The sequence below is a fragment of the Streptomyces sp. SID5643 genome (assembly GCF_009872555.1).
GTDB classification, from domain to species: Bacteria; Actinomycetota; Actinomycetes; order Streptomycetales; family Streptomycetaceae; genus Streptomyces; species Streptomyces iakyrus.
This window is the reverse complement of the sequence record NZ_WWIC01000167.1, coordinates 1-26,767: the sequence shown is the minus strand read 5'-3', so window position 1 is coordinate 26,767 and position 26,767 is coordinate 1. Positions and strand designations below refer to the sequence as shown.

The 26,767-nt window shown below is 72.3% G+C and carries 22 protein-coding genes and 2 tRNA genes; 16 read left to right on the top strand and 8 right to left on the bottom strand.

From position 1 onward, the window contains the following. On the bottom strand, positions 1-4,659 hold the full coding sequence (locus tag GTY56_RS20165; protein ID WP_161366753.1) for a PAS domain-containing protein: 4,659 nt from the start codon (positions 4,657-4,659) through the stop codon (positions 1-3). A 333-nt stretch (positions 4,660-4,992) separates the two neighbouring features. Beyond that, the gene (locus tag GTY56_RS20160; protein WP_161366752.1) at positions 4,993-5,502 is read right to left on the bottom strand and encodes an SSI family serine proteinase inhibitor; all 510 of its coding nucleotides are present in this window, start codon (positions 5,500-5,502) and stop codon (positions 4,993-4,995) included. A gap of 184 nt (positions 5,503-5,686) precedes the next feature. Between GTY56_RS20160 and GTY56_RS20155 the strand changes: the two genes are divergently transcribed. The 5 genes from GTY56_RS20155 (at position 5,687) to GTY56_RS20135 (ending at position 8,940) form a co-directional block, all read left to right on the top strand. Next, a tRNA-Ser gene (locus GTY56_RS20155) sits at positions 5,687-5,777 on the top strand. Between the two features lie 209 nt (positions 5,778-5,986). Further along, a tRNA-Arg gene (locus GTY56_RS20150) sits at positions 5,987-6,059 on the top strand. A gap of 169 nt (positions 6,060-6,228) precedes the next feature. Continuing rightward, positions 6,229-6,864, top strand: a complete 636-nt coding sequence (locus tag GTY56_RS20145; RefSeq protein ID WP_161366751.1) for a signal protein — start codon at positions 6,229-6,231, stop codon at positions 6,862-6,864. Between the two features lie 385 nt (positions 6,865-7,249). Further along, a complete protein-coding gene (locus GTY56_RS20140; protein ID WP_161366750.1) occupies positions 7,250-8,476 on the top strand; it encodes a hypothetical protein in 1,227 nt (408 codons plus the stop codon). 197 nt (positions 8,477-8,673) lie between these two features. Next, complete coding sequence (locus GTY56_RS20135; protein ID WP_161366749.1) at positions 8,674-8,940, top strand: hypothetical protein; 267 nt, start codon at positions 8,674-8,676, stop codon at positions 8,938-8,940. Between the two features lie 16 nt (positions 8,941-8,956). Here GTY56_RS20135 and GTY56_RS20130 read toward each other — a convergent pair whose 3' ends face one another. Further along, entirely contained in the window at positions 8,957-9,433 is a 477-nt protein-coding gene (locus tag GTY56_RS20130; protein WP_161366748.1) for a MarR family winged helix-turn-helix transcriptional regulator, read from the bottom strand. A gap of 98 nt (positions 9,434-9,531) precedes the next feature. Here GTY56_RS20130 and GTY56_RS20125 point away from each other — a divergent pair, with 98 nt between their 5' ends. The 8 genes from GTY56_RS20125 to GTY56_RS20090 all read left to right on the top strand — a co-directional run bounded on the left by GTY56_RS20125 (position 9,532) and on the right by GTY56_RS20090 (position 19,584). Then, a complete protein-coding gene (locus GTY56_RS20125) occupies positions 9,532-9,924 on the top strand; it encodes an HGxxPAAW family protein (protein ID WP_161366747.1) in 393 nt (130 codons plus the stop codon). Positions 9,925-10,128: 204 nt separating this feature from the next. After that, complete coding sequence (locus tag GTY56_RS20120; RefSeq protein WP_161366746.1) at positions 10,129-11,001, top strand: DUF2797 domain-containing protein; 873 nt, start codon at positions 10,129-10,131, stop codon at positions 10,999-11,001. A 108-nt stretch (positions 11,002-11,109) separates the two neighbouring features. Further along, positions 11,110-11,850 carry a response regulator transcription factor gene (locus GTY56_RS20115; protein ID WP_033309794.1) on the top strand — a complete coding sequence of 247 codons (741 nt, stop codon included), beginning with the start codon at positions 11,110-11,112 and terminating at the stop codon, positions 11,848-11,850. After that, a complete protein-coding gene (locus GTY56_RS20110; RefSeq protein ID WP_161366745.1) occupies positions 11,847-13,454 on the top strand; it encodes a sensor histidine kinase in 1,608 nt (535 codons plus the stop codon). Before GTY56_RS20115 ends, GTY56_RS20110 begins: the two co-directional genes overlap by 4 nt. Before the next feature lie 14 nt (positions 13,455-13,468). Further along, the gene (locus GTY56_RS20105) at positions 13,469-14,863 is read left to right on the top strand and encodes a bifunctional glycosyltransferase family 2/GtrA family protein (RefSeq protein WP_161366744.1); all 1,395 of its coding nucleotides are present in this window, start codon (positions 13,469-13,471) and stop codon (positions 14,861-14,863) included. Further along, positions 14,860-17,037, top strand: a complete 2,178-nt coding sequence (locus GTY56_RS20100) for an ArnT family glycosyltransferase (RefSeq protein WP_161366743.1) — start codon at positions 14,860-14,862, stop codon at positions 17,035-17,037. Before GTY56_RS20105 ends, GTY56_RS20100 begins: the two co-directional genes overlap by 4 nt. Before the next feature lie 107 nt (positions 17,038-17,144). After that, entirely contained in the window at positions 17,145-18,641 is a 1,497-nt protein-coding gene (locus GTY56_RS20095; RefSeq protein ID WP_161366742.1) for an MFS transporter, read from the top strand. A 160-nt stretch (positions 18,642-18,801) separates the two neighbouring features. Further along, positions 18,802-19,584, top strand: coding sequence for a TetR/AcrR family transcriptional regulator (locus tag GTY56_RS20090; RefSeq protein WP_161366741.1), 783 nt, complete (start codon positions 18,802-18,804; stop codon positions 19,582-19,584). A 1-nt stretch (position 19,585) separates the two neighbouring features. On the opposite strand, the gene GTY56_RS20085 is transcribed toward GTY56_RS20090, so the two are convergent. Both GTY56_RS20085 and GTY56_RS20080 read right to left on the bottom strand, forming a co-directional pair. Then, positions 19,586-20,056: a PPOX class F420-dependent oxidoreductase gene (locus GTY56_RS20085; protein WP_161366740.1), complete on the bottom strand. Its 471-nt coding sequence runs from the start codon at positions 20,054-20,056 to the stop codon at positions 19,586-19,588. A 10-nt stretch (positions 20,057-20,066) separates the two neighbouring features. After that, positions 20,067-20,429 (bottom strand): STAS domain-containing protein, encoded by a 363-nt coding sequence (locus GTY56_RS20080; protein ID WP_524540121.1) that lies wholly within the window; start codon positions 20,427-20,429, stop codon positions 20,067-20,069. Positions 20,430-20,636: 207 nt separating this feature from the next. Between GTY56_RS20080 and GTY56_RS20075 the strand changes: the two genes are divergently transcribed. Both GTY56_RS20075 and GTY56_RS20070 read left to right on the top strand, forming a co-directional pair. Further along, positions 20,637-21,359, top strand: coding sequence for a GAF and ANTAR domain-containing protein (locus GTY56_RS20075; protein ID WP_161366738.1), 723 nt, complete (start codon positions 20,637-20,639; stop codon positions 21,357-21,359). A gap of 58 nt (positions 21,360-21,417) precedes the next feature. Continuing rightward, the gene (locus tag GTY56_RS20070) at positions 21,418-22,119 is read left to right on the top strand and encodes a GAF and ANTAR domain-containing protein (RefSeq protein ID WP_161366737.1); all 702 of its coding nucleotides are present in this window, start codon (positions 21,418-21,420) and stop codon (positions 22,117-22,119) included. Here GTY56_RS20070 and GTY56_RS20065 read toward each other — a convergent pair. The 3 genes from GTY56_RS20065 to GTY56_RS20055 all read right to left on the bottom strand — a co-directional run bounded on the left by GTY56_RS20065 (position 22,102) and on the right by GTY56_RS20055 (position 26,051). Continuing rightward, a complete protein-coding gene (locus GTY56_RS20065) occupies positions 22,102-22,923 on the bottom strand; it encodes a YceI family protein (RefSeq protein ID WP_161366736.1) in 822 nt (273 codons plus the stop codon). The two genes, GTY56_RS20070 and GTY56_RS20065, sit on opposite strands and share 18 nt — an antisense overlap. An 88-nt stretch (positions 22,924-23,011) precedes the next feature. Further along, positions 23,012-25,465, bottom strand: coding sequence for an MFS transporter (locus GTY56_RS20060; protein WP_161366764.1), 2,454 nt, complete (start codon positions 25,463-25,465; stop codon positions 23,012-23,014). Between the two features lie 97 nt (positions 25,466-25,562). Beyond that, positions 25,563-26,051 (bottom strand): MarR family winged helix-turn-helix transcriptional regulator, encoded by a 489-nt coding sequence (locus tag GTY56_RS20055; protein ID WP_161366735.1) that lies wholly within the window; start codon positions 26,049-26,051, stop codon positions 25,563-25,565. Positions 26,052-26,267: 216 nt separating this feature from the next. On the opposite strand from GTY56_RS20055, the gene GTY56_RS20050 reads away from it, so the two are divergent. Continuing rightward, entirely contained in the window at positions 26,268-26,465 is a 198-nt protein-coding gene (locus GTY56_RS20050) for a hypothetical protein (protein WP_033309782.1), read from the top strand. Positions 26,466-26,767 lie beyond the last annotated feature (302 nt).

The following is a 26,767-nucleotide window of genomic DNA, read 5'->3' as shown; positions in this document are numbered from 1 at the left end:
TCAGTTGGTCCCGATCCGGCTGAGCAGCTCGACGATCCGGGTCTGCACCTCGGAGCTGGTGGACCGCTCCGCCAGGAACAGCACCGTTTCCCCGGAGGCCAGCCGCGGCAGGTCCGCCTGGTCGACGGCGGCGGTGTACACGACGAGCGGGGTGCGGTTGAGCTGCCCGTTCGCCCGCAGCCAGTCGATGATCCCGGCGTACCCCTCCTGCCGACGGTGCACCTGGAGCAGGTCCATCACGACCAGGTTCGGCCGGAACTGCCCCGCCAGCGTCACCGCGTCCGCGTCGCTCGCGGCCCGCGCGACCTGCATGCCGCGCCGCTCCAGTGTCGCCGTCAGCGCCAGCGCGATCTCCGCGTGCTCCTCGATCAGCAGCACCCGCGGCGGGTGCTGCTCACTGTCGCGCGGCGCCAGCGCCTTCAGCAGCACGGCCGGGTCGGCGCCGTACGCCGCGTCCCGGGAGGCCTGCCCGAGCCCGGCCGTGACGAGCACGGGCACCTCAGCGGCCACGGCGGCCTGTCGCAGCGACTGCAGTGCCGTCCGCGTGATCGGCCCGGTCAGCGGGTCGACGAACAGCGCCGCGGGGAAGGCCGCGATCTGCGCGTCGACCTCCTCGCGCGAGTTCACGATCACCGGCCGGTAGCCGCGGTCGCTCAGCGCCTGCTGGGTGCTGACGTCCGGCGCCGGCCACACCAGCAGCCGCCGCGGATTGTCCAGCGGCTCGGGCGGCAGCTCGTCGTCCATCGGCTGCGGACGCGGCGGATCGGCCACCTCGACGGCCCCGCCGGGCCCGTCCAGCGGCTCCGGCCCTTCGGCGGCGTTCTCGTCCGGTGCGCCTATGGCGTACGACCGTCCGCCGCCCTCGGTCATCTGCGCCAGGCGCGACTGACCCGCGAGGGACGGCTGGGCCGGAACGGGGGCGGTGGCCGGTGCCGGGACCTGCGCGGCGACCGGCGGCGGCGTGTGCTCGGCCGTCGGGTGCGGCCGCGCGGCCTGCTCCGGGCGGGAAGCCTGCTGATCCGGACGCGGCTGCCCCTGCTCCGGGCGGGCCGCCTGGTCCGTACGCGTCGCCGGGTCGGGCGGCGTGCCGAGTTTGCGGCGACGTCCCGATCCGCCCGGCTGGTGCGGGGGAGGTGTCGCCGTCTGCTGCGCTTGCGGGGCGGACTGCGGGGCCGGTACGGCCGAAGGCTGCTGGACCTGGACCGCCTGCCGGTTGAACGGCACGCCCTGGCCCAGCGTCCGCACGCTGATCGCCCGCCCCTGCGTCGAGTTGGGGTCGACGGGCGCGGCGGACTCGGCGGGCAACGGCTGGGCCGCCCGCGGCGGCCCCTCCGGCGGCAGCGGGGTGCCCGGGGCGGGCGTGTGCTGCTGCGCGGCCCGGGGCGGCGTGCCGTTCGGGGGCGCGGGGTGTACGGCACCGGCCCCCGACGTGTCGTCGGTGGCGGGCCAGGGCTGGGCACCGGACTGCCGGGCCGCCGTCGCCTGGGCGGGCGTGCCCTGGGGCGGGGTGCCCTGCCCGGGAGCGGCCTCCGCGGGGAGCGGCCCGGCCGACGGCTGCTGGACCGGCGCGGCGGCGACGCCCTGTTGCGGCAGGGGCTGGGCCGGTGCGGGGGGCTGGACAGCCTGCCCCGGCAGAGCCGCCTGCACACTCTGCCCGAGCCCGCCCTGGGCGGGGACGGACACGGCCTGCGGCTGGGTGCCGTGCGGGACGTTCCCCTGCGCGGGAGCCGGGACGCCGTGCGGCGGCACGGCCGTACCGGGCGCACCGCCGGCCTGGACCGGAGCCCCCTGGCCCGGTCCGGGAGGCACGGGACCTGTTGCCGTGGAACCGACAGGCACGGAACCCGCAGGCACCTCACCCGCCGGCACGGAACCCGCCGGCACGGAACCCGCAGGCACCGGGCCCGCCTGGACGGCACTCACCGGTACCTGCGCCCCGGCCCCCTCGGACGGCCGCGGCGCGGCGACGGCCCGTCGCCGGCGGCCGGTCGGCGCGCTGGTCGGGTGCGGCTGCGGCGGAGTGTGATCGGCGGACTGGTCGTGCGGGACGGCGTCATGCCGCCCCTCCTCGGCCGCCCCGTCACCGGCGGCCACACCGGCGGTCACACCGGCGGTCACACCGGGGGCCACACCGTGGGCCGCCCCGGCGCCCTGCTCCGGAACCGGCACCTGCCCCTGAGCGGGCAGCACACCCGGCGCCCCCGCGGGCCCGTCGGCGACCGGCTGCCCTGCTTCGGCCGGAGCCTCCTGCTGGGCGGGAGCGGGAGCGGGAGCGGTGGTGGGGGCCGGGGTCTGATCGGCCTCGGCCGGCGGCAGCGCGAACACCGGACGCGGCCCGGCCGCCTCCTGGGCCGCCGCCCGCTCGTTGGCGGCGGCCAGCGCACGGCGCCTGCGCCCGGTCGGCTGCTGTGCCTGCCCCTGAGCCGCGTCGGACGGACCGGCGGCCTCCCCGCCGGACGACGGCGCGGGCAGCGCCGGCGGCAGCGCGGCCTGCTCACCGGGTTCACGGCGGCCACGCCGATCGGACGGCGCGGGCACACCCTGCGGCGGCACGGTCCCGCCCAGCCCCGTGTTCGAGGCGGCGGCGCCCGCCGCATGCTCGGCGGCCGTCACCACGGCCCCCTCGGCGATCCCCTGGACGGCACTGCCGACGGCACCCGCAGCGGCGTCCTCCGCCGCGCGCCGCCGCCGCCCGGTGCCGCCGGATGCGCCGCCCTCACCGGACGCCTGCGCCGGAAGGGCCGCCTGCTCCCCGGCGGCCCGGCGCCTGCGCCGCCCGGTGGGCGCGGCCCCGTCGGCTGCGGGGGCACCGGCCGCCTCACCCTCACCTCCCGGGACGTCTCCGTCCAGGAAGGCGTCGGTCGTGGCCCGCCGCGCCCGGCGCCGCCCCCCGCCGGCCGTCTGCCCAGCGGGGTCGACGGCAGCGGGGTCGACGGCAGCAGGGTCGACGAGAGCGAGCGCGGCGGACTCGTCCACCGGCTGGACGGCAACCGCCCCGGCCCCGCCCCCGATCGGCACCTCCAGGACGTACGCGCTCCCGCTCATCCCCGGCACGTCGTGCGTCTGCAAGACACCGCCGTGGGCCCGGACGATCCCGCGCACGATCGGCTCGTGCACGGTGTCGCCACCGGCATACGGCCCGCGCACCTCGATGCGGACGACCTCGCCGCGCTGCGCCGCCGCCACCACGACGGTGTTGTCCAGGTAACCGCCCGCGGACACCGGCGTGTTGCCGGTCGCGTCGACCCCCGCCACGTCCGCGACGAGATGCGCGAGGGCGGTCGCGAGCAGCCGGGGATCGACCTCGGCCTCGATGGGCGGCGCGTGCACGGCGAACTGCACCCGCCCGGGCCCGATGAGTTCGACGGCCCCGTCGACCCCGGCGGCGACGACGGCGTCCAGCATCACCTTCGTACGGGCAATGCCCTCGCTGCCCGCGTCGAGCCGCTGGTACCCGAGGACGTTGTCGATCAGTGTCGTGATGCGCGCGTAGCCCGCCGAGAGGTGGTGCAGCACCTGGTTGGCCTCGGGCCACAGCTGCCCGGCGTCGTCGGCGGCCAGCGCGGCCAGCTCGCGGCGCAGTTCGTCCAGCGGACCGCGCAGCGACCGGCCGAGCAGGGTCAGCAACTGCTCGTGCCGGGCGGCGAGCGCCTCGAACCGGTCCTTCTCCCGCTCCCCGAGGGCGGCGTACCGCTCCTCGTTCGCGGCGAGCTCCTCGGCGTGCCGCTCGGTGAGCTCCTCCACCTCGGTGACGTGCTGCTGGCGCAGCGCGGTCAGCTCGGAGGCGTGCTCCTCGGCGACCCGCTCCAGTTCCTCGGCGTGCCGCTTCTCCGCCGCCTCCTTCTCCTCGACGACGGTGTCGTAGGGCCGCCGGTCGGTGAAGGTCATCACGGCGCCGACGAGCTGGTCGCCGTCGCGCACGGGCGCGGTCGTCAGGTCGACCGGCACCTTGCCGCCGTCCTTGGCGTACAGCACCTGGCCGCGTACCCGGTGCTTGCGCCCGGAGCGCAGGGTGTCGGCGAGCGGCGACTCGTCGTAGGGGAAGGGCGTGCCGTCGGGGCGTGAGTGCAGCACGAGGTCGTGCAGTTCGCGGCCGCCGAGATCGCTGGCGCGGAATCCCAGGATCTGGGCGGCGGCCGGATTGACGAGCACGATCCGTCCGTCGGTGTCGGTCCCGACGACGCCCTCGGCCGCGGCCCGCAGGATCATCTCGGTCTGCCGCTGGGACCGGGCGAGCTCGGCCTCGGTGTCCACGGTCCCGGTCAGGTCCCGCACGACGAGCATGAGCAGCTCGTCACCGCTGTACCCGTAACCGTCGTACGCCTGCTGGCCGTTCTCCAGATTCGCACTGGTGACCTCGACGGGGAACTCGGTCCCGTCGGTCCGGCGCGCGATCATCCGGGTCGGCTTGGTCCGGGCCTGCGGGTCGAGGTGCTCCGGGCGCCGCATGGAGCCGGGGATGAGCTTGGAGTCGAACTGCGGCAGCAGATCGAGCAGCCCGCGCCCCACCAGAGCTGTCCCCGGGGTCTCGAAGGCCTCCAGGGCGATGGTGTTGGCGTTGACGACCGTCCCATTGGCGTTGACCAGCACCAACGCGTCGGGAAGCGCGTCCAGTATGGCTGCGAGGCGAGCAGCGCCTCGGGATGGCCTGCTGCTCACGAGACGCTTCCTCCCTGTTACCGCACCTTGCCGACCGCTCGGGCCATCTTGCCAACCGTCCCGCGGCGTGTCACGCGAGGGAGTCTAAGGGCTGCGGTTGCGCTCGCGACGCCGGATGGGAGCGAGGTCGCACGAGGAAGTGACCCCGAACTGACGACCGGGTCACCGCCGGACGCCCGCCCTCCTGCGACGACGTCGCGAGACCTTCGCCGGACCTTTACGAGAGCGGCGTTTCTGTACCTTTCGGCCGAGCCGCGCCGAGCTGGCGGAATGAGGGCGGAGTGTGGCGCAAAGGGACCCGGACCGACCGCGCCCCCTCCCTCCCGGCCGGCGTCAGCCCTTCCTCACGGCCTTCATGTCCGGCAGCAGCGGTACGAGCCGGTCCCAGCGGGAGATCTGGCAGCCGTCACGGCGGTCGTACGTGGCGTCGACGGGCCGCCCGGCCCAGGTGCCGGTGACGTGCGCGGTGGCCGGGCCGCCGTACTGCATGGTGCAGAAGCCGCCTTCCGGCGCGGGCGCGAAGACGTCCTGCCCCCACCGCGTGTCCCGCTCCAGGGCGGCGCAGGCGCCGCGCGGGTCGGGGTGGCTGCCGCCGTCGGGGCCGCAGTACAGCTCGAACGTTCCGTCGGTCCCGTCGCCGGCGTTCCGCACGGTCACGGTGAGGTGATCGCGGTCCGGGCCGTCGGGCCCGGCCGGGGACAGGAGGTCGATCATGTCGGCCTGGGCGTAGGCGGCCGGGGGTGCGGCGGTCAGCGACCCGGCGGCGGCGACGGAGGCGGCGGCACCGATGAGGAGGCGCCGCAGGACGGGGCGGGCGGTGGCCCGGGGAGTGGCACGCAACATGCCCTGACTAACGCGAAGCGACCCCGGATGTTGCGCGCCGCCACGCGAGTGGGGCCCGCACCGGCCTGACAAGGCCTTTGCCCTGCGCCCTTCCCGCCTAGTACCGTGGGGGTCGATTGGTGACAGCACGCTCGACTGTGTCATCATCGGCACGCACCGCTCGCGCTCGCGCGGGAGTGATGCTGGAGGCGTCGCCTAGTCCGGTCTATGGCGCCGCACTGCTAATGCGGTTTGGGCCTTAAAGCCCATCGAGGGTTCAAATCCCTCCGCCTCCGCACTCGATCACGAAGCCCCGGTCATCCGACCGGGGCTTCGCTGTCGTTGCCGTCCGGCAGAGCGGTCGGAGGAACGGCCGGAAGTGCCGTTTCCGCAGCTCACAAGGGGTGCGGCTAACGGATTTCACATGGCGGCGGCAGTCATGTAATGTTCTTCCTGTCGCCGCGAGCGAGCCGGAAGGCCCGAGAGCGGCGAAAAAACAGAACAAGCACTCGTAGCTTAACGGATAGAGCATCTGACTACGGATCAGAAGGTTGCAGGTTCGAATCCTGCCGAGTGCACACAGGTGAGAGGCCCCGGAGAGATCCGGGGCCTCTTGCGTTTCGGAGGCGTACAGCAGCGGAGTACGGCAACGGGTGGCCCAAGAGGGTCGGCCAGCTCGCGGACAGGGTCCGCGCAATCCGTATGCGACCGGGGGGCGCGCACGTGCGCAGTAGGGGAGGGGAACTCATGAAGATCAAGACCAGCAGAGTGGTGCTCATGACCATGGTCCTGGCGGCGCTGGTGGGGTGCGGGCGCAGCGCAACGGAGGGAACAGGGGACTCGCCGGCTCGGGCTTCAGGTGCGCCGTCGTCGGCGCAAGGCGGTCTCTCTCCTGAGGATCTGCAGAGCCGGTGGTGGACGTGGGCGTTGTCGGAACCCGAAGGCACCAATCCGGTCGCTGACGAGGATGGGAGCGACTGTGAGCGCAACCAGCCGCAGGACGTGTGGTTCCTGGCGGGTACCTTCGGCACTCAGGCCGAGCGCACTTGCAACGTCCCCGAAGGGGTCCCTGTTGCCTTTCCCCTGGTGAACCTGATGGGTGAGCCGGCGGACTGCGCAATCTTCATGAGCAAGGCCAAGGGGTCCGCAGTCCTGGACGGCAAGAAGGTCGAATCGGAGAAGAACCGCGGAGAGCCGATCTCTGTGAAGGGCGTTGCCTTCAACCCCGTCACAGGCACCGACGAGCGCCTCACGACCACAGGGTGCGGCCTCTGGGTCCAGTTGCCCCCGCTGAAGCCAGGGAAGCACACACTGACAATTCGTGGGCAGGCCCAGGACTTCGCCGTTGGTGTGGACTACTCCCTGACCGTGGATGCCGCATAGGCGAACGGCGTGCAGGGGAACCCGAGTTCGGGGTCCCCTGGAGAGCAGGTCACGGTTACGGAGTCCTCAGCAGGCGCCGCCCTCTCTGGTTCCGGGACTGATCTTTCAGAGCTACGGTGCAGGTTCGAATCCTGCCCAGTGCACACAGGTCAGAGGCGTGGCCAGGGCCTGCGGCTTCCACCCACGGGTTGTTTCTCAAGGTCCTCACTCAACGCACCGGCTCCTCGACCGCCAACCAACTCCACGGCGACTGACGCCCGTTCGCACTACGATCACGTGGCCGCTGCTGAGCAGGTCATCGCGAGGGGACACGGACGTGAGAAGGACTGAGGGTCATGGAGGCCGCCGGCGGGGTCGGGGCACGGCTGCCCTGGCTGTCGCCACGGTGCTGTTTCCGCTCGTCGCGGGGTGTGGCGGGGGCCATGATGACGCCGACGCCGACCCCGGCGCCAAGGGCTCCAAGGCGAATGCGGGACGGCAGGGCGGGAGCAAGGGCGCGGGCCGGGCAAGCGGGGACTTCCCCGACAGGGATGTGATCGTCACCGCCTCGTGTTCCGTGCCCGCGAGCAATCCGGCCGGCGTGACGGTCACGGGCTGGGATCCGACGACGTGGAAACGGACCGTCTCCCGGACCTTCACCGTCCCGGCCGAGGCCGTGGTCGCGGAGGCCGACGACGTCGCCTCCCCGCTCGTGGAGCTGTGCGCTGACAACTTCCCCGGTGTCGGCACGTCCGAGGAAGGGCCGCGTGCCGTCGCCGCCACCCGGCTGCGGCAGCTCTTCGACAAGGACTTCTCCCGGATGGCCGTCGTCCTCATCGATCGTGAGACCGAGGCGACAGGGGTGGGGTACGTCGACACCAGCGGCAAGCTGACCAGGCTGTCCGGTGACCAGGGCGAGGGCTTCGGTGACACGCCGAAAGAGGAGAACGCCGTCTTCGCCCAGGACGGCAGGGCCGTCTGGTTCACCGAGAAGGACTCCTCGGATCGTGTGCGGATCGCCAGCCGTTCCGTCTCGGGAGACCACGCGGCGACCGAACAGGGGAGCGGTGACGGCCGCTACATGGACGGGGCCGGCCTTGCGCTCGTGGGTGACCCGGTGCGCGGGCTCTTCGGCGAGGAAGTCCGGATCAGTCCCGACGGGCGCAAGGCGACGGCCTTCATCACCTGGAAGGGCTACAGCGTGGCCGACGTGCCACAGGGCAGTGCGCTGCTCAAGGCCGAGGGTGTGAAGGCAGCTCGCACCCCGTTCGACGCCGACTGCCACCCCTACGGCTGGGTCGACGACAGGACCGTGCTGTGCGGGCCCCGGCTCGGCGACACCGAGGACCCGAAGCGGAAGAACTCCTTCTGGACGCTGGACACTTCCCGGCTCGACGGCACGGCGGATCTCCCGAAGGGTGCCCTGGGCGGTCCGATCATCCCGGCGACGGACCGGAAGAACACGGTGCGGGCCATTTCGCAGGACGGCAAGCAGATGATCTTCGCCTCGCTCCAGGGCACCCGGCACGACTTCTTCGTCTCCGCCATCGCCCCCGGCGCAACCCCGAAGAAGATCACTGCACGAGGCGCGGACAGGGCGCTGAGCGTGGGGGACGTCCTGGAGTGGCGATAGGGGCCGACGCCCATGACGTCTGCCGGCCTCGGACGCACAGCCAGGACCCTCACCGCTCGGAATGCTCTGCGGTACGCGGTGACGGAGTGGCTGCTGTCCGGGGTTCAGCCTCTCGGCCTCCTTCTTCTCCGTCGGTGGCGGTCCGCACCGGGGAAGGGGACGCTGGAGTCAGGGGCAACGTGATGGAGAGGAACTCCATGACTCAGTCCAGCCCAGACCACAAGGCGCGCACATCCTTCTTCTCCCGGCCCGCGGTCCGCCGCTTCGCACCTTTCGTTCTGGTCACCGCCGTCGCTCTGATCTTCATCTTCGAGAACCGCTCGGACGTCGAGATCCGCCTTCTCGTACCGATCGTGACCATGCCGCTGTGGGGAGCACTCCTGATCGCCTGGGGCCTCGGAGTGCTCGCCTGTCTCTTCACCGTGCGCCGACGCACGAGCCGGCACTCACGTCAGCCCAGGTAGCGACGGAGGCTCTGGTTCAGTCCGGGCGGCAGTGCTCCTCCAGGTAATCCGCCGCCAGTGTGCTCGCGCGGGTGAACCAGTCGTGCAGGACCGCGATCTCGTCCGGAGAGTAGTCCGCGAAGAGGTGTGTGAGGCGGGCGTAGTACGGCTCGTAGACCTCTCGGACACGGGCGACCGCGTCGGGCCGGGCCGCCACGCGGATCCGGCGGCGGTCCGTGGGGTCGGGGAGGCGGGTGATGTAGCCGGCGCGCTCCAGGCGGTTGAGGATGCCGGTGACCGCGCCGGTGGTGACGTGGACGCGGGCCGCCAGGTCACCTGCCGTGGGGAGGTTCTCGCCGGCCTCGATCACATAGGCGAAACAGGTGAGGTCGGTCACATTGAGGCCCACCTGCTGGGCGATCTCGTGCTGTCCGACCAGGTGAGTCGCGATGAGCTGGTCCATCGCCGAGAGCGCCTGCTCGGGTGTGGCGGCCGGACGCGGCTTCGCTGGCATTCCCAGATCCCTTAGTTCGTGAGATGTTTGGGCTGTAAATGTCTTAGCAGGTGAAGGGTTCGGCGGACAGGGGCCCTGGGGGCACGAGGGAGTGACACGTGAGTGCACATCAGTATGACCACGGGCACACGGTCGCAGGGTGGGTCGGAACCGGCATTGCCAGCGTCGGGGCCGGAGTGGCGGGGCTCGGGGTCATCAAGGTCTCGGGCGCGCTGATCGGCGGCGGCCTGGCGATCGGGGTCGTGAGCCTGCTCGTCACCTGGGCCCTGCATCTCGCCGGGTGGGGGAAGGGGCCGGGGCTGCGGCCCCGGGCGGAGTGGGGGTGGCGGGTGCGGGACTCGGCGGCTCCGGGCGGGCACGCGGAGTGCCTGGCGTGCCGGCTGGCCGGACGGGGGCGTGGCGCGCGTGCGGTGGTGGTGCCGGTCATGCCGGCCCAGCGCGAGAGCGAGCCGGAGACCGTCGCCGGCGCCAGGGCCGACTCCGTGCGCTGAGGCCGCTCCCGCGTGGCCGCTGCGTGTGGTCGTCGGCTCCGTGTGCCGAGGGCACTCCCCCGTGGGCGCCGCGTGTTCGTCGCCGGCTCCCTGTGCCGAGGCCGCTCCTCACCGCCCGCCCCGCGGGGTCGCCGGTTCTGCGCGGCGAGGGCGTCTCCACCGGCCGCACCGCATTGTCGGTGGTGCCGCCTACCCTCGGCAGAGATGGCACAGGCATGGAAGTGCTCGGGACTGCGGTGGTCGGCGGACGGTCCCGTGCTGGTGTGGGACGGCGGCCGGCACAGTGCGCTGACCCGGGGGAAACGCGTGGCCTTCGGGGTCGCGGAGGGGGATGTGCGCAGCTGCGTGGGGGCCCGGGGGCACACCTGCCCGGTCGGTGCGGCCGTGCCGGGGCGCAGTACGGGGGCGCGGTGCGAGGAGTGTGCGCGGCTGGAGCGGGCGCACTCCGTGGCGGCGGACACCATCGCCGACGACCCCCGGCCGTATCACGTGTATCTGGCGTGGTTCGGACCCGGCATGGTCAAGGTCGGGATCACGGCGGAGGCGCGCGGCTCCGCACGGCTCCTGGAGCAGGGGGCCGTCTGTTTCAGCTGGCTCGGCCTCGGTCCGCTCATGGCCGCGCGGCGTACGGAGGAACTGCTGCGGGCCGCCCTGCGGGTGCCCGACCGGATCCCGTACTGCGAGAAGCGGGCGGTCCGGGCCGCCCTGCCGGAGACCGCCGACGACCGGGCCCGTGAGGTGGCCGAGCTCTACGAGCGGGCGGTCGCGCTCCCCGCGTGGCCGGAGTCGCTCGTCCGCGAGCCGCTGAGGGTCGTCGATCACGTGGGGGTCTTCGGGCTCGGGGGGCTGCCCGTCGCCGTCGGGCAGGTGAGCGAGCTCGTCGCCGGGGGTGCGGTCGGCGGGGAGCTCGTCGCGGCCGCGGGGCCCGATCTGCATCTGGCCACCGGAGGCGGGGTGGTGGTGCTGGACACGCGGTTGATGACGGGGTGGGGTCTGGTGCCCGCCGCTTCGGGTGAACTGACCGTGCCGATCCGGCAGTTCAGGGAGGCGGCCGGCGTGCAGGACGGGTTGTTCTGATCCGCCCGGCGCTTTCCCGGGCCTTGCCCGATAAGCGCCTGTGCGTTTCTCAGGGAAATCACAGGATGCCGAAAGCGTGTTCTCAGAGCTCCCCGACATCGTGTTCACATGACCACGACCTCGCCCCAGGGGCGCACCGAACTGCTCAGGCCGGACGGGAGCCCCGTCCGCGTGCTGGTGGTCGACGACGAGATGTCGATCACCGAGCTGCTGTCCATGGCACTGCGCTACGAGGGATGGCAGATCAGGAGTGCCGGTGACGGCACGGGCGCGATCCAGGCCGCCCGCGACTTCCGGCCCGACGCCGTCGTCCTCGACATGATGCTGCCCGACATGGACGGACTGGCCGTGCTCGGGCGGTTGCGCCGGGAGCTGCCGGACGTGCCGGTGCTCTTCCTCACCGCGAAGGACGCCGTCGAGGACCGGATCGCCGGACTGACGGCGGGCGGGGACGACTACGTCACCAAGCCGTTCAGCCTGGAGGAGGTCGTCGCGCGGCTGCGCGGGCTGATACGCCGCTCCGGTGCCGCCGACCGGCGGTCGGAATCCGTGCTGGTCGTCGGCGATCTCACCCTCGACGAGGACAGCCACGAGGTGACCCGGGCCGGGGACGGCATCCATCTGACCGCGACCGAGTTCGAGCTGCTGCGGTTCCTGATGCGCAATCCACGGCGCGTGCTCAGCAAGGCGCAGATCCTCGACCGCGTGTGGTCGTACGACTTCGGCGGCCAGGCCAACGTCGTCGAGCTCTACATCTCCTATCTGCGGCGGAAGATCGACGCCGGGCGCGAACCGATGATCCACACGCGGCGCGGTGCCGGATACCTGATCAAGCCCGCGGCTTCATGAGCGTACGGCGGCGGCCGCGTACGCAGCAGGGGGCGGGCAGGCGGTGGGCAGGCAAGCCGCGCACGCTGCGGACACGGCTCGTCGTCGCTTCCGTGGTGCTGATCGCGGTGGTGTGCGCGGTCATCGGGACCGTGACGACGCTCGCGCTGAAGTCCCACCTCTACGAGCAGCTGGACGGTCAGCTCGGCGCGGCCGCGTACAGGGCCGCGCAGAGCCCGCCCAGGGAGCCGGACGCGGACGGGGTCGACAGGCCCGCCGGGCAGACGAGGGAGAGCCTCAGCGACTTCGTCACGCGGGGGCCCCAGCCGGGCGGTACGGTCGTCGCCAAGGTCGAGGGCGGCCGGATCACGGACTCCGCGTACGGCGTCTCCGACGACAACTACCAGGTGAGCCCCCGGAAGCTGAACCCCGCACAGACCGCCGCGCTCGCCTCCCTGCCGCAGTCCCCCGGAGATCCGAGGACCGTCGACATCCCAGGGCTCGGCGACTACCGGGTCGCGTTCAAGAGCGGCGACAAGGGCAGCTACTACGTAGCCGTCCCGACCGCCGAAGTCGACAACACCATCAGCACCCTCGTCCTGGTGGAGCTCAGCGTCACGGGTGCCGGTCTCGCCGCCGCCGGTCTCGCCGGTCACGTACTGGTCGGCGTCGCCACCCGCCCCCTGCGCCGCGTCGCGGCCACCGCCACCCGCGTCTCCGAACTGCCCCTGCACACCGGCGAGGTGAACCTCAACGAGCGGGTCCCCGACGCGGAGACCGACCCGCACACCGAGGTCGGCCGGGTCGGCGCCGCGCTCAACCGGATGCTGGACCACGTCCACGGGGCGCTGCACGCACGGCAGCAGAGCGAGACGCGCGTCCGGCAGTTCGTCGCCGACGCCAGTCACGAACTCAGAACACCCCTCGCCTCCATCCGCGGCTACGCCGAACTCACCCGGCGCGGCAGGGAGCAGGTCGGGCCCGACACCCGGCACGCGCTGGGCCGGATCGAGTCCGAGGCCGGGCGGATGACCCTCCTTGTGGAGGATCTGCTGCTGCTCGCCCGGCTGGACGCGGGACGGCCGCTCCAGTTCGGGCAGACCGACCTCGTCCCGCTCGTCGTGGACACCATCAGCGACGCCCGGGCGGCCGGCCAGGACCACAACTGGCGTCTCGACCTGCCCGACGAGCCCGCGCTCGTGTCGGCGGACGCGGCCCGGCTGCAACAGGTGCTGATCAACCTGCTCGGCAACGCCCGCACCCACACACCTGCCGGCACCACCGTCACCGCCCGTGTCCAGCGGCGCGGGACCTGGCTGTGCGTGGACGTCGAGGACAATGGGCAGGGGATCCCGCCCGCGTTGCTCCCGCACGTCTTCGAGCGGTTCGCCCGGGGCGATTCCGCGCGCTCCCGCGCGACGGGCTCGACCGGTCTCGGCCTCGCCATCGTGCAGGCCGTGGCGAGCGCGCACGGCGGTGCCGTGACCGTCGACAGCGTGCCCGGGCGGACCGTCTTCACCGTGCACCTGCCCGCGCTCCCGGCGCAGCCGCAGCCGGACATGAGCCGGCAGCAGCACTCACAGGCACGTCACAGCGTCAGCACACCGGCACGACAGGGCGCCTGACGAAGGTCGGTTCCATGCGAACCGACTCTTCTCCCGGCACCCTGCCGGCGCGGGAGCACCTCCCGGCCGCACCAGCCGGTACGCCTGTCCTGGACGTAGTGATCCCCGTCTACAACGAGGAGAAGGACCTCCAGCCGTGCGTCCGCAGACTGCACGAGCACCTCGACCGGACGTTCCCCTACGCGTTCCGCATCACGATCGCGGACAACGCCTCCACGGACTCCACCCCGCAGGTGGCGCGGCAACTGGCGGCGCAGATCCCCGAGGTGACCACCTTCCGCCTGGAGCAGAAGGGGCGCGGCCGGGCCCTGCGGGCCGTGTGGTCCGCCTCGGACGCCCCGGTCCTCGCCTACATGGACGTGGACCTGTCCACCGACCTCAACGCCCTGCTGCCGCTGGTGGCGCCGCTGATCTCCGGTCACTCCGACCTCGCGATCGGCTCCCGGCTGGCGCGCAGCTCCCGGGTGGTGCGCGGACCCAGGCGGGAGTTCATCAGCCGGGCCTACAACCTCATCCTGCGCGGCTCGCTCCAGGCGCGGTTCTCGGACGCCCAGTGCGGCTTCAAGGCGGTCCGCCGGGACGTGGCGCAGATACTGCTGCCCCTGGTCGAGGACACCGGCTGGTTCTTCGACACCGAGATGCTGGTGCTCGCCGAGCGCGCGGGGCTGCGGATCCACGAGGTGCCGGTCGACTGGATCGACGACCCCGACTCGACCGTGCACATCGTCAGGACCGCGACCGACGACCTGAAGGGCGTGTGGCGGATCGGCCGGGCCCTGGCCACCGGCTCGCTGCCGCTGGACCGGCTCGCCCGGCCGTTCGGTGACGACCCGCGCGACCGGGGCATCGAGGACGTGCCGAAGGGACTCGCCCGCCAGCTCGTCGGATTCTGCGTGGTCGGCGCCCTGTCCACCCTGTTCTACCTGCTGCTCTACAGCGGCTTCCGGGTGTTCACCGGTTCCCAGATCGCCAACGCCCTCGCGCTGCTGGTCTCGGCGGTCGCCAACACCGCGGCCAACCGGCGGCTCACCTTCGGGGTGCGCGGGCGGGGCGGGGCCGTACGGCACCAGGCGCAGGGGCTGGTGGTCTTCGGTATCGGACTCGCCCTGACCAGCGGCTCGCTCGCGGCACTGAACGCGGCGACCTCCGAGCCCGCCCACTCCACCGAACTGGCCGTCCTCGTCGCGGCCAACCTCGCGGCCACCGTGCTGCGCTTCCTGCTCTTCCGGGCGTGGGTGTTCCCGGACCGGCGCGAGGACGACCCGGCATGTGCCGCCGCCCCTGCCTCCTCGCCCTCGTACGACACCACCTCCTTCCGCGCCGGTGACGTCGCGGACTCCTGGCGGGACGCCACCGCGCAGCTGCTGCCGGTGCGCCCGCACGACACCGATGCGAAGGACCTGCGATGACCGTCCACTTCGACCAGCGGGCCACCGGCACAGGCGCGAGCCCCGGCACCCGGTCCCCGGCGCCCGAGCCGCACGCCGGTGCCCCGGCCCGGACCTTCCCGCAGCGGCTGTGGCGCGGCCGGCCCGAGGACCCCCGCTGGGCCCGCCCGGCCTTCCTCGCCCTGCTGCTGGCGACGGCCGTCCTCTACCTCTGCAACCTGAGCGCCTCGGGCTACGCCAACTCCTTCTACTCCGCGGCCGTTCAGGCGGGCAGCCAGTCGTGGAAGGCGTTCTTCTTCGGCTCGCTGGACGCGGCGAACGCGATCACCGTGGACAAGCCCCCGGCAGCGCTGTGGCCGATGGCCCTCTCCGTGCGGCTCTTCGGCCTCAGCTCCTGGGCGATCCTCGTGCCCGAGGTCCTCATGGGCGTCGGCACGGTGGCCGTCGTGTACGCGGCCGTGCGCCGCCGGTTCAGCCCGGCTGCCGGGCTGATCGCGGGCGCCGTCCTCGCGCTCACCCCCGTCGCGGCGCTGATGTTCCGCTTCAACAACCCCGACGCGATGCTGGCGCTGCTGATGGCGGTGGCCTGCTGGCTCGTCATCCGCGCCCTGGAGGACGGCCGCACGAAGTGGCTGCTGTGGGCCGGTGCCGCGATCGGCTTCGCCTTCCTCGCGAAGACCCTCCAGGCCTTCCTGATCCTGCCGCCGCTCGCCCTCGTGTACGGCGTGTGCGCCCCCGTGCCGGTGAGGAAGCGGATCGGTCAACTCGCCGCGGGGCTCGCCGCGATCGTCGTCTCCGGCGGCTGGTGGGTCGCGGTCGTCGAACTCTGGCCCGCGGCCTCCCGCCCGTACATCGGCGGCTCGCAGAACAACAGCTTCCTCGAACTGACCTTCGGCTACAACGGCCTGGGGCGCCTCAACGGCGACGAGACCGGCAGTGTCGGAGGCGGTGGGGGCGGCGGGAACGGCGGCGGCAACTGGGGAGAGACCGGCTGGGACCGGCTGTTCGGCTCGTCCATCGGCGGCCAGATCTCCTGGCTGATCCCGGCCGCGCTGATCCTCCTCGTCGCGGGGCTGGTGGCCACACGCAAGGCCCGCCGGACCTCGGCGACCCGTGGCGCGTTCCTGGTGTGGGGCGGGGCGCTGCTCACGACCGTGCTCGTCTTCAGCTACATGCAGGGCATCTTCCACGAGTACTACACGGTCGCCCTCGCGCCCTACGTCGCCCCGCTGATCGGCATGGGCACGGCCCTGCTCTGGGAGAAGCGGGACAAGGCGTGGGCGTCGCTGACCCTGGCCGCCGCGATGACGGCGACCGCGGCCTGGGGGTACGTCCTGCTCAACCGCTCCTCCGACTACCTGCCCTGGCTCAGGTGGCTCGTCCTGGTCGGCGGTCTGACGGCGGCCCTCGGCCTGGTCTTCGCCGCCCGCCTGGGACGCCGGCTCGCCCTCGGCGCGGCCGGGCTCGGCCTCGTCGCAGCGCTGGCCGGTCCGGCGGCGTACACCCTCACCACGGTGAACGAGGGACACACCGGCTCGATCGTCACGGCGGGCCCGGCGGTCGCGGGCAGCCGCGGCGGACCGGGTGGTGGCGGCGGACCGGGCGGTCCCGGCGGGGGCGGCTTCCCGGGCGGCGGCCCGAACCAGCAGGGCCAGCAGGGCCAGAACCAGCAGGGCCAGAACCAGCAGAACGGCAACGGCTTCCCCGGCAACGGCTTCCCCGGCGGCGGCTTCCCGGGCGGCGGCCCGAACCGGCAGGGCCAGAACCAGCAGTACGGCGACGGCGGTCGTACGGACGGTACGGGCGGAGGCGGCGGCATCGGCGGCCTGCTCAACGGCGCCGGCGTCAGCTCCGAGGCCAAGAAGCTGCTGGAGACCGACGCCGACCGGTACACCTGGGCCGCGGCGGCCATCGGTGCCCAGAACGCGGCGAGTTACCAGCTGTCCACCGGCGACCCGGTGATGGCGATCGGCGGCTTCAACGGTACGGACCCGTCCCCGACCCTGGCCCAGTTCAAGCAGTACGTGGCGGACGGAAAGATCCACTACTTCATCGCCTCGGGCGGCATGGGCGGCAGGGGCGGCAGCAGCGACAGCACCTCCTCCCGGATCACGTCCTGGGTCGAGGCCACCTTCAAGGAGGTCACGGTCGGTTCGGTCACGTTCTACGACCTCACGCAGGAGGCGAGCAGCTGACACGTCCCTGACCGGACACGGGGCGGTGGCCGAAAGCCACCGCCCCGTGCCGGTCCCCGCAGAAACGCTGTTGTACGCCGTAGAGGAGCTGCTCTACGGTGTACAGCATGACGACGTCCCCCCAGGAAACGGCCCCGCCGCAGACGGCCCACGGAAGCCACCCGCAACGCTGGCTGATCCTCGGGGTCATCTGCCTCGCGCAGCTCACCGTGCTGCTCGACAACACGATCCTCAACGTGGCGATCCCCTCGCTCACCCGCGAGATGGACGCGACGACCGCCGACGTCCAGTGGATGATGAACGCCTACGCACTGGTCCAGTCGGGCCTGCTGCTCACCGCGGGCAACGCCGCCGACCGCTACGGCCGCAAGCTGCTGCTGATGTCCGGCCTGGCGATCTTCGGCCTGGGCTCGCTGGCGGCCGGCCTCTCCCAGAACCCGGGCCAGCTGATCGCGGCCCGCGCGGGCATGGGCGTCGGCGGCGCGCTGCTGATGACCACGATCCTCGCGGTCGTCGTGCAGATCTTCGACGACCAGGAGCGGGTGAAGGCCATCGCGCTGTGGTCGACGGTCAGTTCGCTCGGCTTCGCGGCCGGCCCGCTGATCGGCGGCGTGATGCTGAACCACTTCTGGTGGGGCGCGATCTTCCTGATCAACATCCCGGTCGCGCTGCTCGGCCTGGTCGCGGTCGCGGTGCTGGTGCCGGAGTCCAAGCACCAGGCCGGGGACCGGCCCGACCTGCTCGGCGCGGTGCTCTCGACCATAGGCATGACGGCCGTCGTGTACGCGATCATCACCGGGCCCGAGCACGGCTGGACATCCGCCCAGGTGCTGGTCTCGGCGCTGATCGGCGCGGCCGTGCTCGGGCTGTTCGTGCTGTGGGAGCTGCGCACCGAGCACCCGATGCTCGACATGCACTTCTTCCGCAACCAGAAGTTCGTGGGCGCGGTCGCGGGCGCGATCCTCGTGGCGTTCGGCATGACGGGGTCGCTGTTCCTGCTCACCCAGCACCTCCAGTTCGTCCTCGGCTACGAGCCGCTGGACGCCGGGCTGCGGACGGCGCCGCTGGCGCTGACCGTCGTCGCGCTCAACTTCACGGGGGTCGGGGCGAAGCTGGTCCTCAAGGCGGGCACGCCGGCGGCGATCGCGCTCGGTATGACCCTGGTGTCCGCCGGTCTCGCGGCGATCGCGCTGCTCGGAGGGCACGGGTACGAAGGCATGCTGCTCGGCCTGGTCGTGATGGGGGCGGGTGTGGCGCTGTCCATGCCGGCCATGGCCAACGCGATCATGGGGGCGATCCCGCCGGAGAAGGCGGGTGTGGGAGCCGGGATCAACGGGACGCTCGCGGAGTTCGGCAACGGGCTGGGTGTCGCCGTCCTCGGGGCGGTGCTCAACTCCCGGTTCGCGTCGCTGGTCGCGGTGTCGGCGGCATCGCTGCCGGCGGCGCTGGCGGCGGCGGACTCGGCCGAGGAGAAGGCCAGGATCTCCAACGCGTTCGCCTCCGGCCTGGAGACGAGTCAGCTGGTGGGTGCGGTCGCCGTGCTGGCGGGTGGGCTGGTCGCGGCAGGGTTGTTGCGGCGTGCCGAGCGGGCAGAGTCGGCCTAGGAGCTCGACGCTGGTCGTATGCGCGGGTGCGGGTGCGGGTGCGGGTTCGTCGTGGTCGATCGCGCCCACGCGGCGGAGCCGCACATCGGCACAGCCCCGCGCTCCCGAAAAGACGGCGCATCTAGCATGAGCGGCGTTGGAAGATCGAGGAAGGTGCGCCATGGCGGAAGCCGCCCGGCAGGATCAGTCGCGGTCCAGCGTCTGGCTGGAGGGCACGGCGCGCCGGCGGCGCGGTGGCGGGCAGCCCTCGGGGCTGGACCGGGACCGGATCATCGAGGCCACCGTGCGGCTGCTGGACGCAGAGGGCCTGGCCAAGTTCTCCATGCGGCGGCTGGCCGGCGAGCTGAACGTCACCGCGATGTCCGTCTACTGGTACGTCGACACCAAGGACCACCTGCTCGAACTGGCCCTGGACGCGGCCATGGGCGAGATGGTCCTGCCCGATCCGGAGGCCGACGACGCCGACTGGCGCGACCAGACGCGAGTGCTGGCCCGGGGCTACCGAACCCTGCTGGTGCGCCACCCCTGGGTGTCCGCGCTGGTCGGCACCTTCCTCAACATCGGCCCGAACAACCTGGCCTTCTCCAGGGTCGTACAGCGCGTCATGCGCAGGACGGGGCTGCCCGCGAAACGGCTGACGAGCGGGATCTCGGCCGTCTTCCAGTTCGTCTACGGCTACGGCACCCTCGAAGGCCACCTCTCCGCCCGGTCCGCGGCCGCCGGCATGTCCGTGGACGAGTACTTCCAGGACGCCGTGAGCGCGGTGACCGAGGCCCCGCAGGCCGCGGACGTCATGCGGGAGTCGCGGGAGCTCATGGAGGCGCGTGGCGGGGAGACGGTGGCGGAGATGCTGGAGCGGGACTTCGAGTTCGCGCTGGAACTGCTGATCGCCGGCATCGAGACGATGGTGGCCCGCGAGGCGGAGGCCGCAGGGGAGAGCTGACCTACTCCCCTTCGACCAGCCGCGCCGGGAACCCGCCGGTCGCCACCGGCCCCCACCGCTCCGGCGTGATGCGGATGATCGACTTGCCCTGCTTGAGCATGGCCGCGCGGTACTCGTCCCAGTCGGGGTGCTCGCCGGCGATGTTCCGGTAGTACTCGACGAGCGGTTCGACGGAGTCGGGGGCGTCGACGACCTCGGCCGTGCCGTCGATCTGCACCCAGGGGCCGTCCCAGTCGTCGCTGAGCACGAGCAGGCTCACGCGGGGGTCCCGCTTGGCGTTGCGGGTCTTGGCGCGCTCCGGGTAGGTGGAGACCACGATCCGGCCGGAGTCGTCGACACCGCAGGTCAGCGGGGAGCCCTGGGGGCCACCGCCGGCCCTGCGCGTGAGCAGGATCGCGTGGTGCCGGGGGCGCACGAAGTCGAGCAGCTCCTCCAGGGAGACGCGGGTGTTCGTCGCGATGTTCGGTGCCATGTGCGGCAGCCTACGACGCCAGGGCTTCGGCGAGGTCGTCGTACACGGGGACGTCCCGGCGCAGGCCGGTCAGCTCCAGGACGCGGCTCGTGATCCCCTCCGGCCGGGCCACGAGACGCACCACGGCGCCGGGAGGCAGCAGCTGCCGCACGTCGTTGATGAGGCGGACGCCCTGGGAGTCCATGAAGGAGGTCGTGCTCAGGTCGAGGACCAGGACCTCCAGCCGGTCACCACGGGCCCCGGCTGCGGACATGACGAGGGGCAGCAGTTCCGCCGCGTTGCAGAAGTCGATCTCGGCGGGCATCGTGAGGTGGACGCGACCGGGGAGGTCGCGCGGTTCTGTGGGATTCGTGAAGAAGGTCACGGCACTCACCTGGCAGACGTTCGTCCGGTTTCCGGTAAGGCCGCTTCCTGACCCGTTGCGCCATTCCACCATGCCGGGGGCGGGTCGTGGAAGCGCCCCGCAGCGACGTCGGCCGGGCGTCACTTGGAGGCAACCGAACAGTTAGAGTGCTGTCCGTCCTGTGCTCGCAGTCGGGAATGTGCTGCGGAGCTCTCCTGCGCACGGCCATGGCCGTGCATGCCGAAGAGGTTCGTGGTGGCTGCGTCCGAGTTTCCTGATTTGCCCCGTTTTCCGGCTGGCGCCGAACTGGCCGAGGCCCTCACGGTGGCTTCTCGGCAGCTGCACGAAACCCTCACGCCGCACAGCGCCCTGCGCACGGCGGTCCGGCTGGCGGTGCATCTCATGCCGGGCGCCGAGCACGCCGGCATCTCCGTGCTCGAACGCGGCAACAAGCTCCGTACGCTCGCCTGGACCGACGAGGTCGTGCGCTCCGCCGAGTCCCGGCACACCGGCCGCGAACAGCACGGCCTGTGGGACGAGTTGTGGAACAGCCCGATGACGCGCATAACGGACAGCGAGGCCGACGACGGCTGGGACGTGCTCGCGGCGCTGGGGCTGCGCTCCGCGCTGTCGCTGCGGCTGCGCGCCGACCGCCGCCGGCTGACCGTCCTCACGGCGTACGCGCGCAAGCCGGGCGTCTTCGACGAGGAGGCCACGCGCGTAGGCCGGCTGTTCAGCGCGCACGTCAGCATCGCCCTGGACTCGGCGACCGTGCGCGAGCAGCTCACCGAGGCCATGCACACCCGGGACCTGATCGGCCAGGCCACCGGCATCCTCATGGAACGCCAGGGCATCGACGCGTCCGCGGCCTTCGAGAGCCTGGTGCGGGCCTCCCAGCGGGAGAACGTGAAACTGCGCGACCTCGCCCGCCGGATCGTCGGTGCGCACAACACCCCCTGAGGTGAGGTGAATTACGTCAGGAGGCGTGTCGGGCCGGTGAGGGGATACCCGTACGGTCATGAGTTCCGAAGCGTCCGACACGCTGGACCAGGCGATGGTGCGCAGCAGCGGTCTCGACACCCTGCTGCGTGATCTGACCGACCGCGCGGTGCAGGAGGTGCCCGGCGCGGACGCGTGCAGCATCACCGTGCGCCGCGCGGGCCGGCTGCTCACCCTGGCCGGCAGCGACGGCATGCCCAGCGGCCTGGACCTGCGCCAGTACGAGAACGGCTCGGGGCCCTGCGTGGACGCGGCCGAGACCGGCGAGGAGCAGTACGCCCCGGATCTCGCCGAGGAGTCCCGCTGGCCTGCGTACACGGAGTACGCGCTGTCCACGGGCGTCCGCTGTGTGCTGGCGGTGCCGGTCGCCGTCGAGGGCGAGAGCGGCGCCGCGCTCAACTGCTACGGCGTGCGGGCCGGGGCGCTGGACACGGGCCGGGAGGCGGCCCGGGCCTTCGCGGCGCGGGCCGGGGACGCGATCGTCGTGGCGCTGCGGATCGAACGCCGGCGCCAGTCGGCGGCCGACGTGCGCACCGCGCTGCTCTCCCGCAGCGTCATCGACCAGGCGGTCGGCATCCTGATGGCCCGGGAGCGGATCGACGCACGGATCGCGCTGGAGCGGCTGCGCCGGGTCTCGCAGGACCGGAACGTCAAGCTCCGGGACCTGTGCGACCAGTTGGTGGCGCGGGTGTCCGCCCCGGACTCACACCGCCGGAAGTGACGCGCCCTGCACGGCCTGGATGTCCAGCTCCACCTTCAGCGTCGTGCCGACGGCGGCGATGCCGGCCTGCAGGACCTGGTTGTAGTTCATCGCGAAGTCCTCGCGGTGCAGTTCGGTCGTCGCGCGGAACGCCGCCCGGGTGCCGCCCCACGGGTCCGGACCCGTGCCGAGGTAGGCCAGATCCAGGTCCACGGGCCGCACGACCCCGTGCATGCACAGCTCGCCGTGGACGGTCCACCGGTCGGACCCGGCCGCCGTCAGCCCCGTCGACCGGAAGGTGATCTCCGGGAACCGCTCGACGTCCAGGAAGTCCGGTGACTTCAGGTGCCCGTCGCGCATGCCGTTGCCGGTATCGATGGAAGCGGCCCGGATCACCGCCTCCACGCGCGACTTGGTGACGTCGTCCGGGGCGATCTCGATCGAGCCGGAGAACTCCGTGAACCGGCCGTGCACGCTGGAGATGCCCAGGTGCTGGGCGACGGCGGCCACGCTGGAGTGCACCGGGTCGACGGTCCACGGCCCGGGCGGAGGCAGCTCGGTGCCGCCCTGGCGGGCCAGCGTCACGGTGCCGGCCTCGGCCCGCCCGCTCGCGGTCACGATCACGCTGGAGGCCGCGGGCGCATAGCCCACGGCCGTGACGATGACGGTGTACGCCCCCGGCTCCATCGGCGTCGCGTCCCGTATGGCGCCCTCCGCGTCGGCCTCGGCCCGCAGCACCTGCGCGCCGGTCATGTCCGCCACCGTGACGACCGCGTGTGACACGGCCCATCCGTCCCGGGTGCGGATCCTCGCGGTCAGTCCCATCTCAACTGCTCCTCAGAAAGAAACCGGCCCGCGACGGGGGGCGCACCTCCGCTCGGAGCGCGCCCACCTGTCACGGGCCGGGGCCGGACTACTCGCCGGGGTGGGCGAGTTCGATGTCGTGGGCGTCGGTGCCGGCGCCCGTGACCGTCAGGGCGGTGGCCACCGGCGGGTAGCCCGTGGCGATGACGGTGTACTCGCCGCCGTCCAGGTCGGTGAAGGCGTACGCCCCGTCCGCCCCGGTCGTGGCCGAGCCGACGACGTTGCCCGCCTGGTCGACCAGCGTCACCCGGGCGTCGGCCAGCGGGCCGTGCGGGGCCCGGACGACACCCTGGACGCGGGCGCCCGCCTCCAGGTCGATCTCGACCCGGGTGACCCCGGTGCCGCTCACTTCGACGGGCAGGGCGCGCGGCCGGTACCCGGCGGCGTTCACCGCGACGGTCACCGCCCCCGGCACCAGCTCGGCGAAGGAGAACTCGCCCTGCTCACCCGTGGTCCCGTTGGCCAGCAGGTCGCCCCGCACATCCGTCACGATGACCATGGCGTCCTTGACCGGCTGCCCGCTCACGGCGGCCCGCACCAGGCCGGTCAGCCCGCTGGTGCCGCTGAGCAGGATGTCGTAGGCGACCGGCTCGCCGTTCACCACGACCGTGGACGCCTGCGGCTGGAACCCGTCGGCCGAGGCGATCAGCACGTACGACCCCGCGCCCGGCGCGTCGACCGCGTAGGAGCCGTCGGCCTGCGCCACGGACCGGCCCAGCTGACGCCCGGCCAGTGAGATCAGCGTGACGGCGGCCTGCGGCACGGGCGCGGACTCGTTCCCGCGGACGAAGCCGCTGACCGGGACGCCTCCGGAGGCCTCCTCGGCAGGCACGGCCGTGGCGACGGCGGCGAGCCGCTGTGTCGCCTCGGGCCCGGTCCCGTCGGCGGCCCGGGTCTCGGCCACGGCCCAGCTCGGCACGGTCTTCTCCGCTTCGGCGGCCTCGACGGCGGCTTCGGCCGGAACCACAGCCGGCGTCTGCGTGTCGGCGGCCTGCGCCAGTCCGCCCTTCGTCTTCAACGGGACCTCCTTGATGAACAGCGACACCAGCATCGCGAGCAGCGCCAGCGGGGCGGAGTAGAGGAACACGTCCGCGACACCGTGGCCGTAGGCGCTCTCCACGACGGTGCGGATCGGCGCGGGCATCGTGCTCAGGTCGGGGATGCCGCCGCCGCCCGTGCCGGCGTGACCGAGGGACGCGCCCTTGGGGCCGAGGTCGGCGAGGCCGTCCTTGACGTAGTCGGTGATCCGGTTGCCCAGGACCGCGCCCAGGGCGGAGACGCCCACGGCACCGCCGAGGGACCGGAAGAAGGTCACCGTGGAGCTGGCGGCACCCAGGTCGCCCGGCTCCACCTGGTTCTGCGTGCACAGCACCAGGTTCTGCATCATCATGCCGATGCCGAGACCCAGCAGCGCCATGAAGATCGCTATGTGCCAGTACTCGGTGTCGTACCGGATCGTGCCCAGCAGTCCCAGACCCGAGGTCACCAGCACACCGCCGCCGACCAGCCAGCCCTTCCAGCGCCCGGTCCGGGTGATGACCTGGCCGGAGACGGTGGAGGAGATGAACAGGCCCGCGATCATCGGGATCGTCATGACGCCGGACATCGTCGGCGACTTGTCCCGGGCCAGCTGGAAGTACTGGCTGAAGAAGACGGTGCCCGCGAACATCGCGACACCGACGAACAGCGAGGCCAGCGAGGCCAGCGCGATGGTGCGGTTGCGGAACAGCCGCAGCGGGATGATCGGCTCGCTCGCCTTCGCCTCGACGAGGACGAACACCGCCAGCAGCACCAGCGAACCGCCGACCATCGCGTACGTCTGCCAGGACACCCAGTCGTACTTGTCACCGGCGAAGGTGACCCACACCAGCAGCAGGCAGACGGCCGCCGTGATGAAGAAGGCGCCGGCCCAGTCGACCTTGACCTTCCGCTTGACCACGGGCAGGCGCAGGGTCTTCTGCAGCACGATCAGGGCGATCACGGCGAAGGGCACGCCGACGTAGAAGCACCAGCGCCAGCCGAGCCAGTCGGTGTCGGTGATGACACCGCCGACCAGCGGACCGCCGACCATGGCGGTGGCGAAGGTGGCGCCGAGGTAGCCGTTGTACCGGCCGCGCTCACGTGGCGAGATCATCGCCGCCATGATGATCTGGGCCAGCGCGGACAGACCGCCCATGCCGATGCCCTGGACCGCGCGGAAGGTGATGAGCATGCCCGGGTTCTGGGACATGCCGGCCGCCGCCGAGCCGAGCACGAAGACGACCAGCGCGAGCTGGATCAGCAGCTTCTTGGAGAACAGGTCGGCGAGCTTGCCCCACAGCGGGGTGGAGGCGGTCATCGTCAGCAGGGACGCGGTGACGACCCAGGTGTAGGCGCTCTGGCCGCCGCCGAGGTCGCTGATGATCCGGGGCAGGGCGTTGGAGACGATCGTCGACGACAGGATCGCGACGAACATGCCGAGCAGGAGGCCGGTGAGGGCCTCCATGATCTGCCGGTGCGTCATCGGAGTGCCGTCGCCGGAGGAGCCGTGGGAGCCTCCCCCGTGCTTGGCATGAGCCCGCACACCGGCTGGTGTGGTCGTTGCCATGGGCTTCCTTCTCTTACGTGCTTGCGGGTGTACGGGTGGTCTGGTCGAAAGCGGCCGGCGCTGCCCGGGTCCCGGGCCGGCAGTCGAAGCTCTCCCTCAGCCGCGCCATGAGGCTGGTGAGCCGGCCGACGTCCTCGTCCGACCAGTCGCTCAGGCGCTCGGCGAGGACCTCGGTGGTCCGCCGGGACAGCTCGTCGAGCTGTGCGTGGCCCGCGGGTGTGAGGCGCAGGATGCGTGAGCGTCTGTCCGCGGGGTCGGGGGAACGCTCGATCCAGGCCCGGGCCACGACGTGCGCGACATGGCGGCTGGTGACCGACATGTCCACCGCCAGCAGCTCGGCGAGCTTGCTCATGCGCATGTCGCCGTGGCGCCCCAGCAGCGTCAGGACGGCCGCCGACCCGCCGGGGCACTCGGCGGGCATGATCCGGCCGAGCTCCCGCTTCACGGCACCGAAGGCGCTGAACTGGCGGACCAGCTCTTCGTACTGCGCCTGTTCGGCCATGACACCTCCCGCTTTCGTTGCTTAGGGCAACCGTATGAGCTGTTGGTTGCTGAAGGCAAATAAAAGAGGGGGGTGCGCACCCAAAAAGTTGGCAAAGGCAAGTATTGCGGGAGTAAATGTGCTGGTGACGAGCCCGGTGGTAGGGGCCGGTCAGGGCGAATCGGAACCCCAACCCCCACTTGGGGAGCCCCGGCGTTTTCGCTAGGGTCTCGGGCCATGGCTAACAACCAGGCCCCGCAGGGCAATCACGACCCCGCCGGCAGCACCCAGATGTTCCGCGCGTTCGTCGACGAGGCCCCGCAGGGCCGTCAGGCGGCGGCCCCGTCCAGCGGCGGGCCGCGCATCGGTCTCATCCTCGGCGTCGTGGTCGCCGTGGCGGTCATCGCGGCGGTGGCGTGGCTGGCGCTGGCGTAAACGCTGCCGGTGCCGAGTACTCGGCGTGGGTGTTGAGGCCGGGTGGGTCCGCAGCCCGGCGGTGCGGGGTGCCTCCCCCGAGCTCTCGGCTTCGCTCGAGCAGGGGGGGACCCCCACGCCCACCCGTGCCGCCCTGGGGGCACCTCCCAGGTCCTTAAGGCACTGGGGGAGGCACGCATGCCCCCAGCGGGGGCGGCCCCCACCCGCGTACGGCGAGCAGGTCCGCCCGCAGCGGTTGGCGCGTCAACGAACAGTCAGTCGGCGTGAGACCCCATCGCGCCGTTCCGAGGACGGACACCCCC

Coding starts and splice junctions, on each gene's coding strand:
- GTY56_RS20060 (WP_161366764.1), bottom strand. CDS start 25,465: ATGACGCACCGGCAGATCATGGAGGCCCTCACCGGCCTCCTGCTCGGC.
- GTY56_RS20085 (WP_161366740.1), bottom strand. CDS start 20,056: ATGGCACCGAACATCGCGACGAACACCCGCGTCTCCCTGGAGGAGCTG.
- GTY56_RS20050 (WP_033309782.1), top strand. CDS start 26,268: ATGGCTAACAACCAGGCCCCGCAGGGCAATCACGACCCCGCCGGCAGC.
- GTY56_RS20145 (WP_161366751.1), top strand. CDS start 6,229: ATGAAGATCAAGACCAGCAGAGTGGTGCTCATGACCATGGTCCTGGCG.
- GTY56_RS20105 (WP_161366744.1), top strand. CDS start 13,469: ATGCGAACCGACTCTTCTCCCGGCACCCTGCCGGCGCGGGAGCACCTC.
- GTY56_RS20160 (WP_161366752.1), bottom strand. CDS start 5,502: ATGTTGCGTGCCACTCCCCGGGCCACCGCCCGCCCCGTCCTGCGGCGC.
- GTY56_RS20095 (WP_161366742.1), top strand. CDS start 17,145: ATGACGACGTCCCCCCAGGAAACGGCCCCGCCGCAGACGGCCCACGGA.
- GTY56_RS20090 (WP_161366741.1), top strand. CDS start 18,802: ATGGCGGAAGCCGCCCGGCAGGATCAGTCGCGGTCCAGCGTCTGGCTG.
- GTY56_RS20065 (WP_161366736.1), bottom strand. CDS start 22,923: ATGGGACTGACCGCGAGGATCCGCACCCGGGACGGATGGGCCGTGTCA.
- GTY56_RS20070 (WP_161366737.1), top strand. CDS start 21,418: ATGAGTTCCGAAGCGTCCGACACGCTGGACCAGGCGATGGTGCGCAGC.
- GTY56_RS20115 (WP_033309794.1), top strand. CDS start 11,110: ATGACCACGACCTCGCCCCAGGGGCGCACCGAACTGCTCAGGCCGGAC.
- GTY56_RS20110 (WP_161366745.1), top strand. CDS start 11,847: ATGAGCGTACGGCGGCGGCCGCGTACGCAGCAGGGGGCGGGCAGGCGG.
- GTY56_RS20135 (WP_161366749.1), top strand. CDS start 8,674: ATGACTCAGTCCAGCCCAGACCACAAGGCGCGCACATCCTTCTTCTCC.
- GTY56_RS20055 (WP_161366735.1), bottom strand. CDS start 26,051: ATGGCCGAACAGGCGCAGTACGAAGAGCTGGTCCGCCAGTTCAGCGCC.
- GTY56_RS20130 (WP_161366748.1), bottom strand. CDS start 9,433: ATGCCAGCGAAGCCGCGTCCGGCCGCCACACCCGAGCAGGCGCTCTCG.
- GTY56_RS20100 (WP_161366743.1), top strand. CDS start 14,860: ATGACCGTCCACTTCGACCAGCGGGCCACCGGCACAGGCGCGAGCCCC.
- GTY56_RS20120 (WP_161366746.1), top strand. CDS start 10,129: ATGGCACAGGCATGGAAGTGCTCGGGACTGCGGTGGTCGGCGGACGGT.
- GTY56_RS20075 (WP_161366738.1), top strand. CDS start 20,637: ATGCCGAAGAGGTTCGTGGTGGCTGCGTCCGAGTTTCCTGATTTGCCC.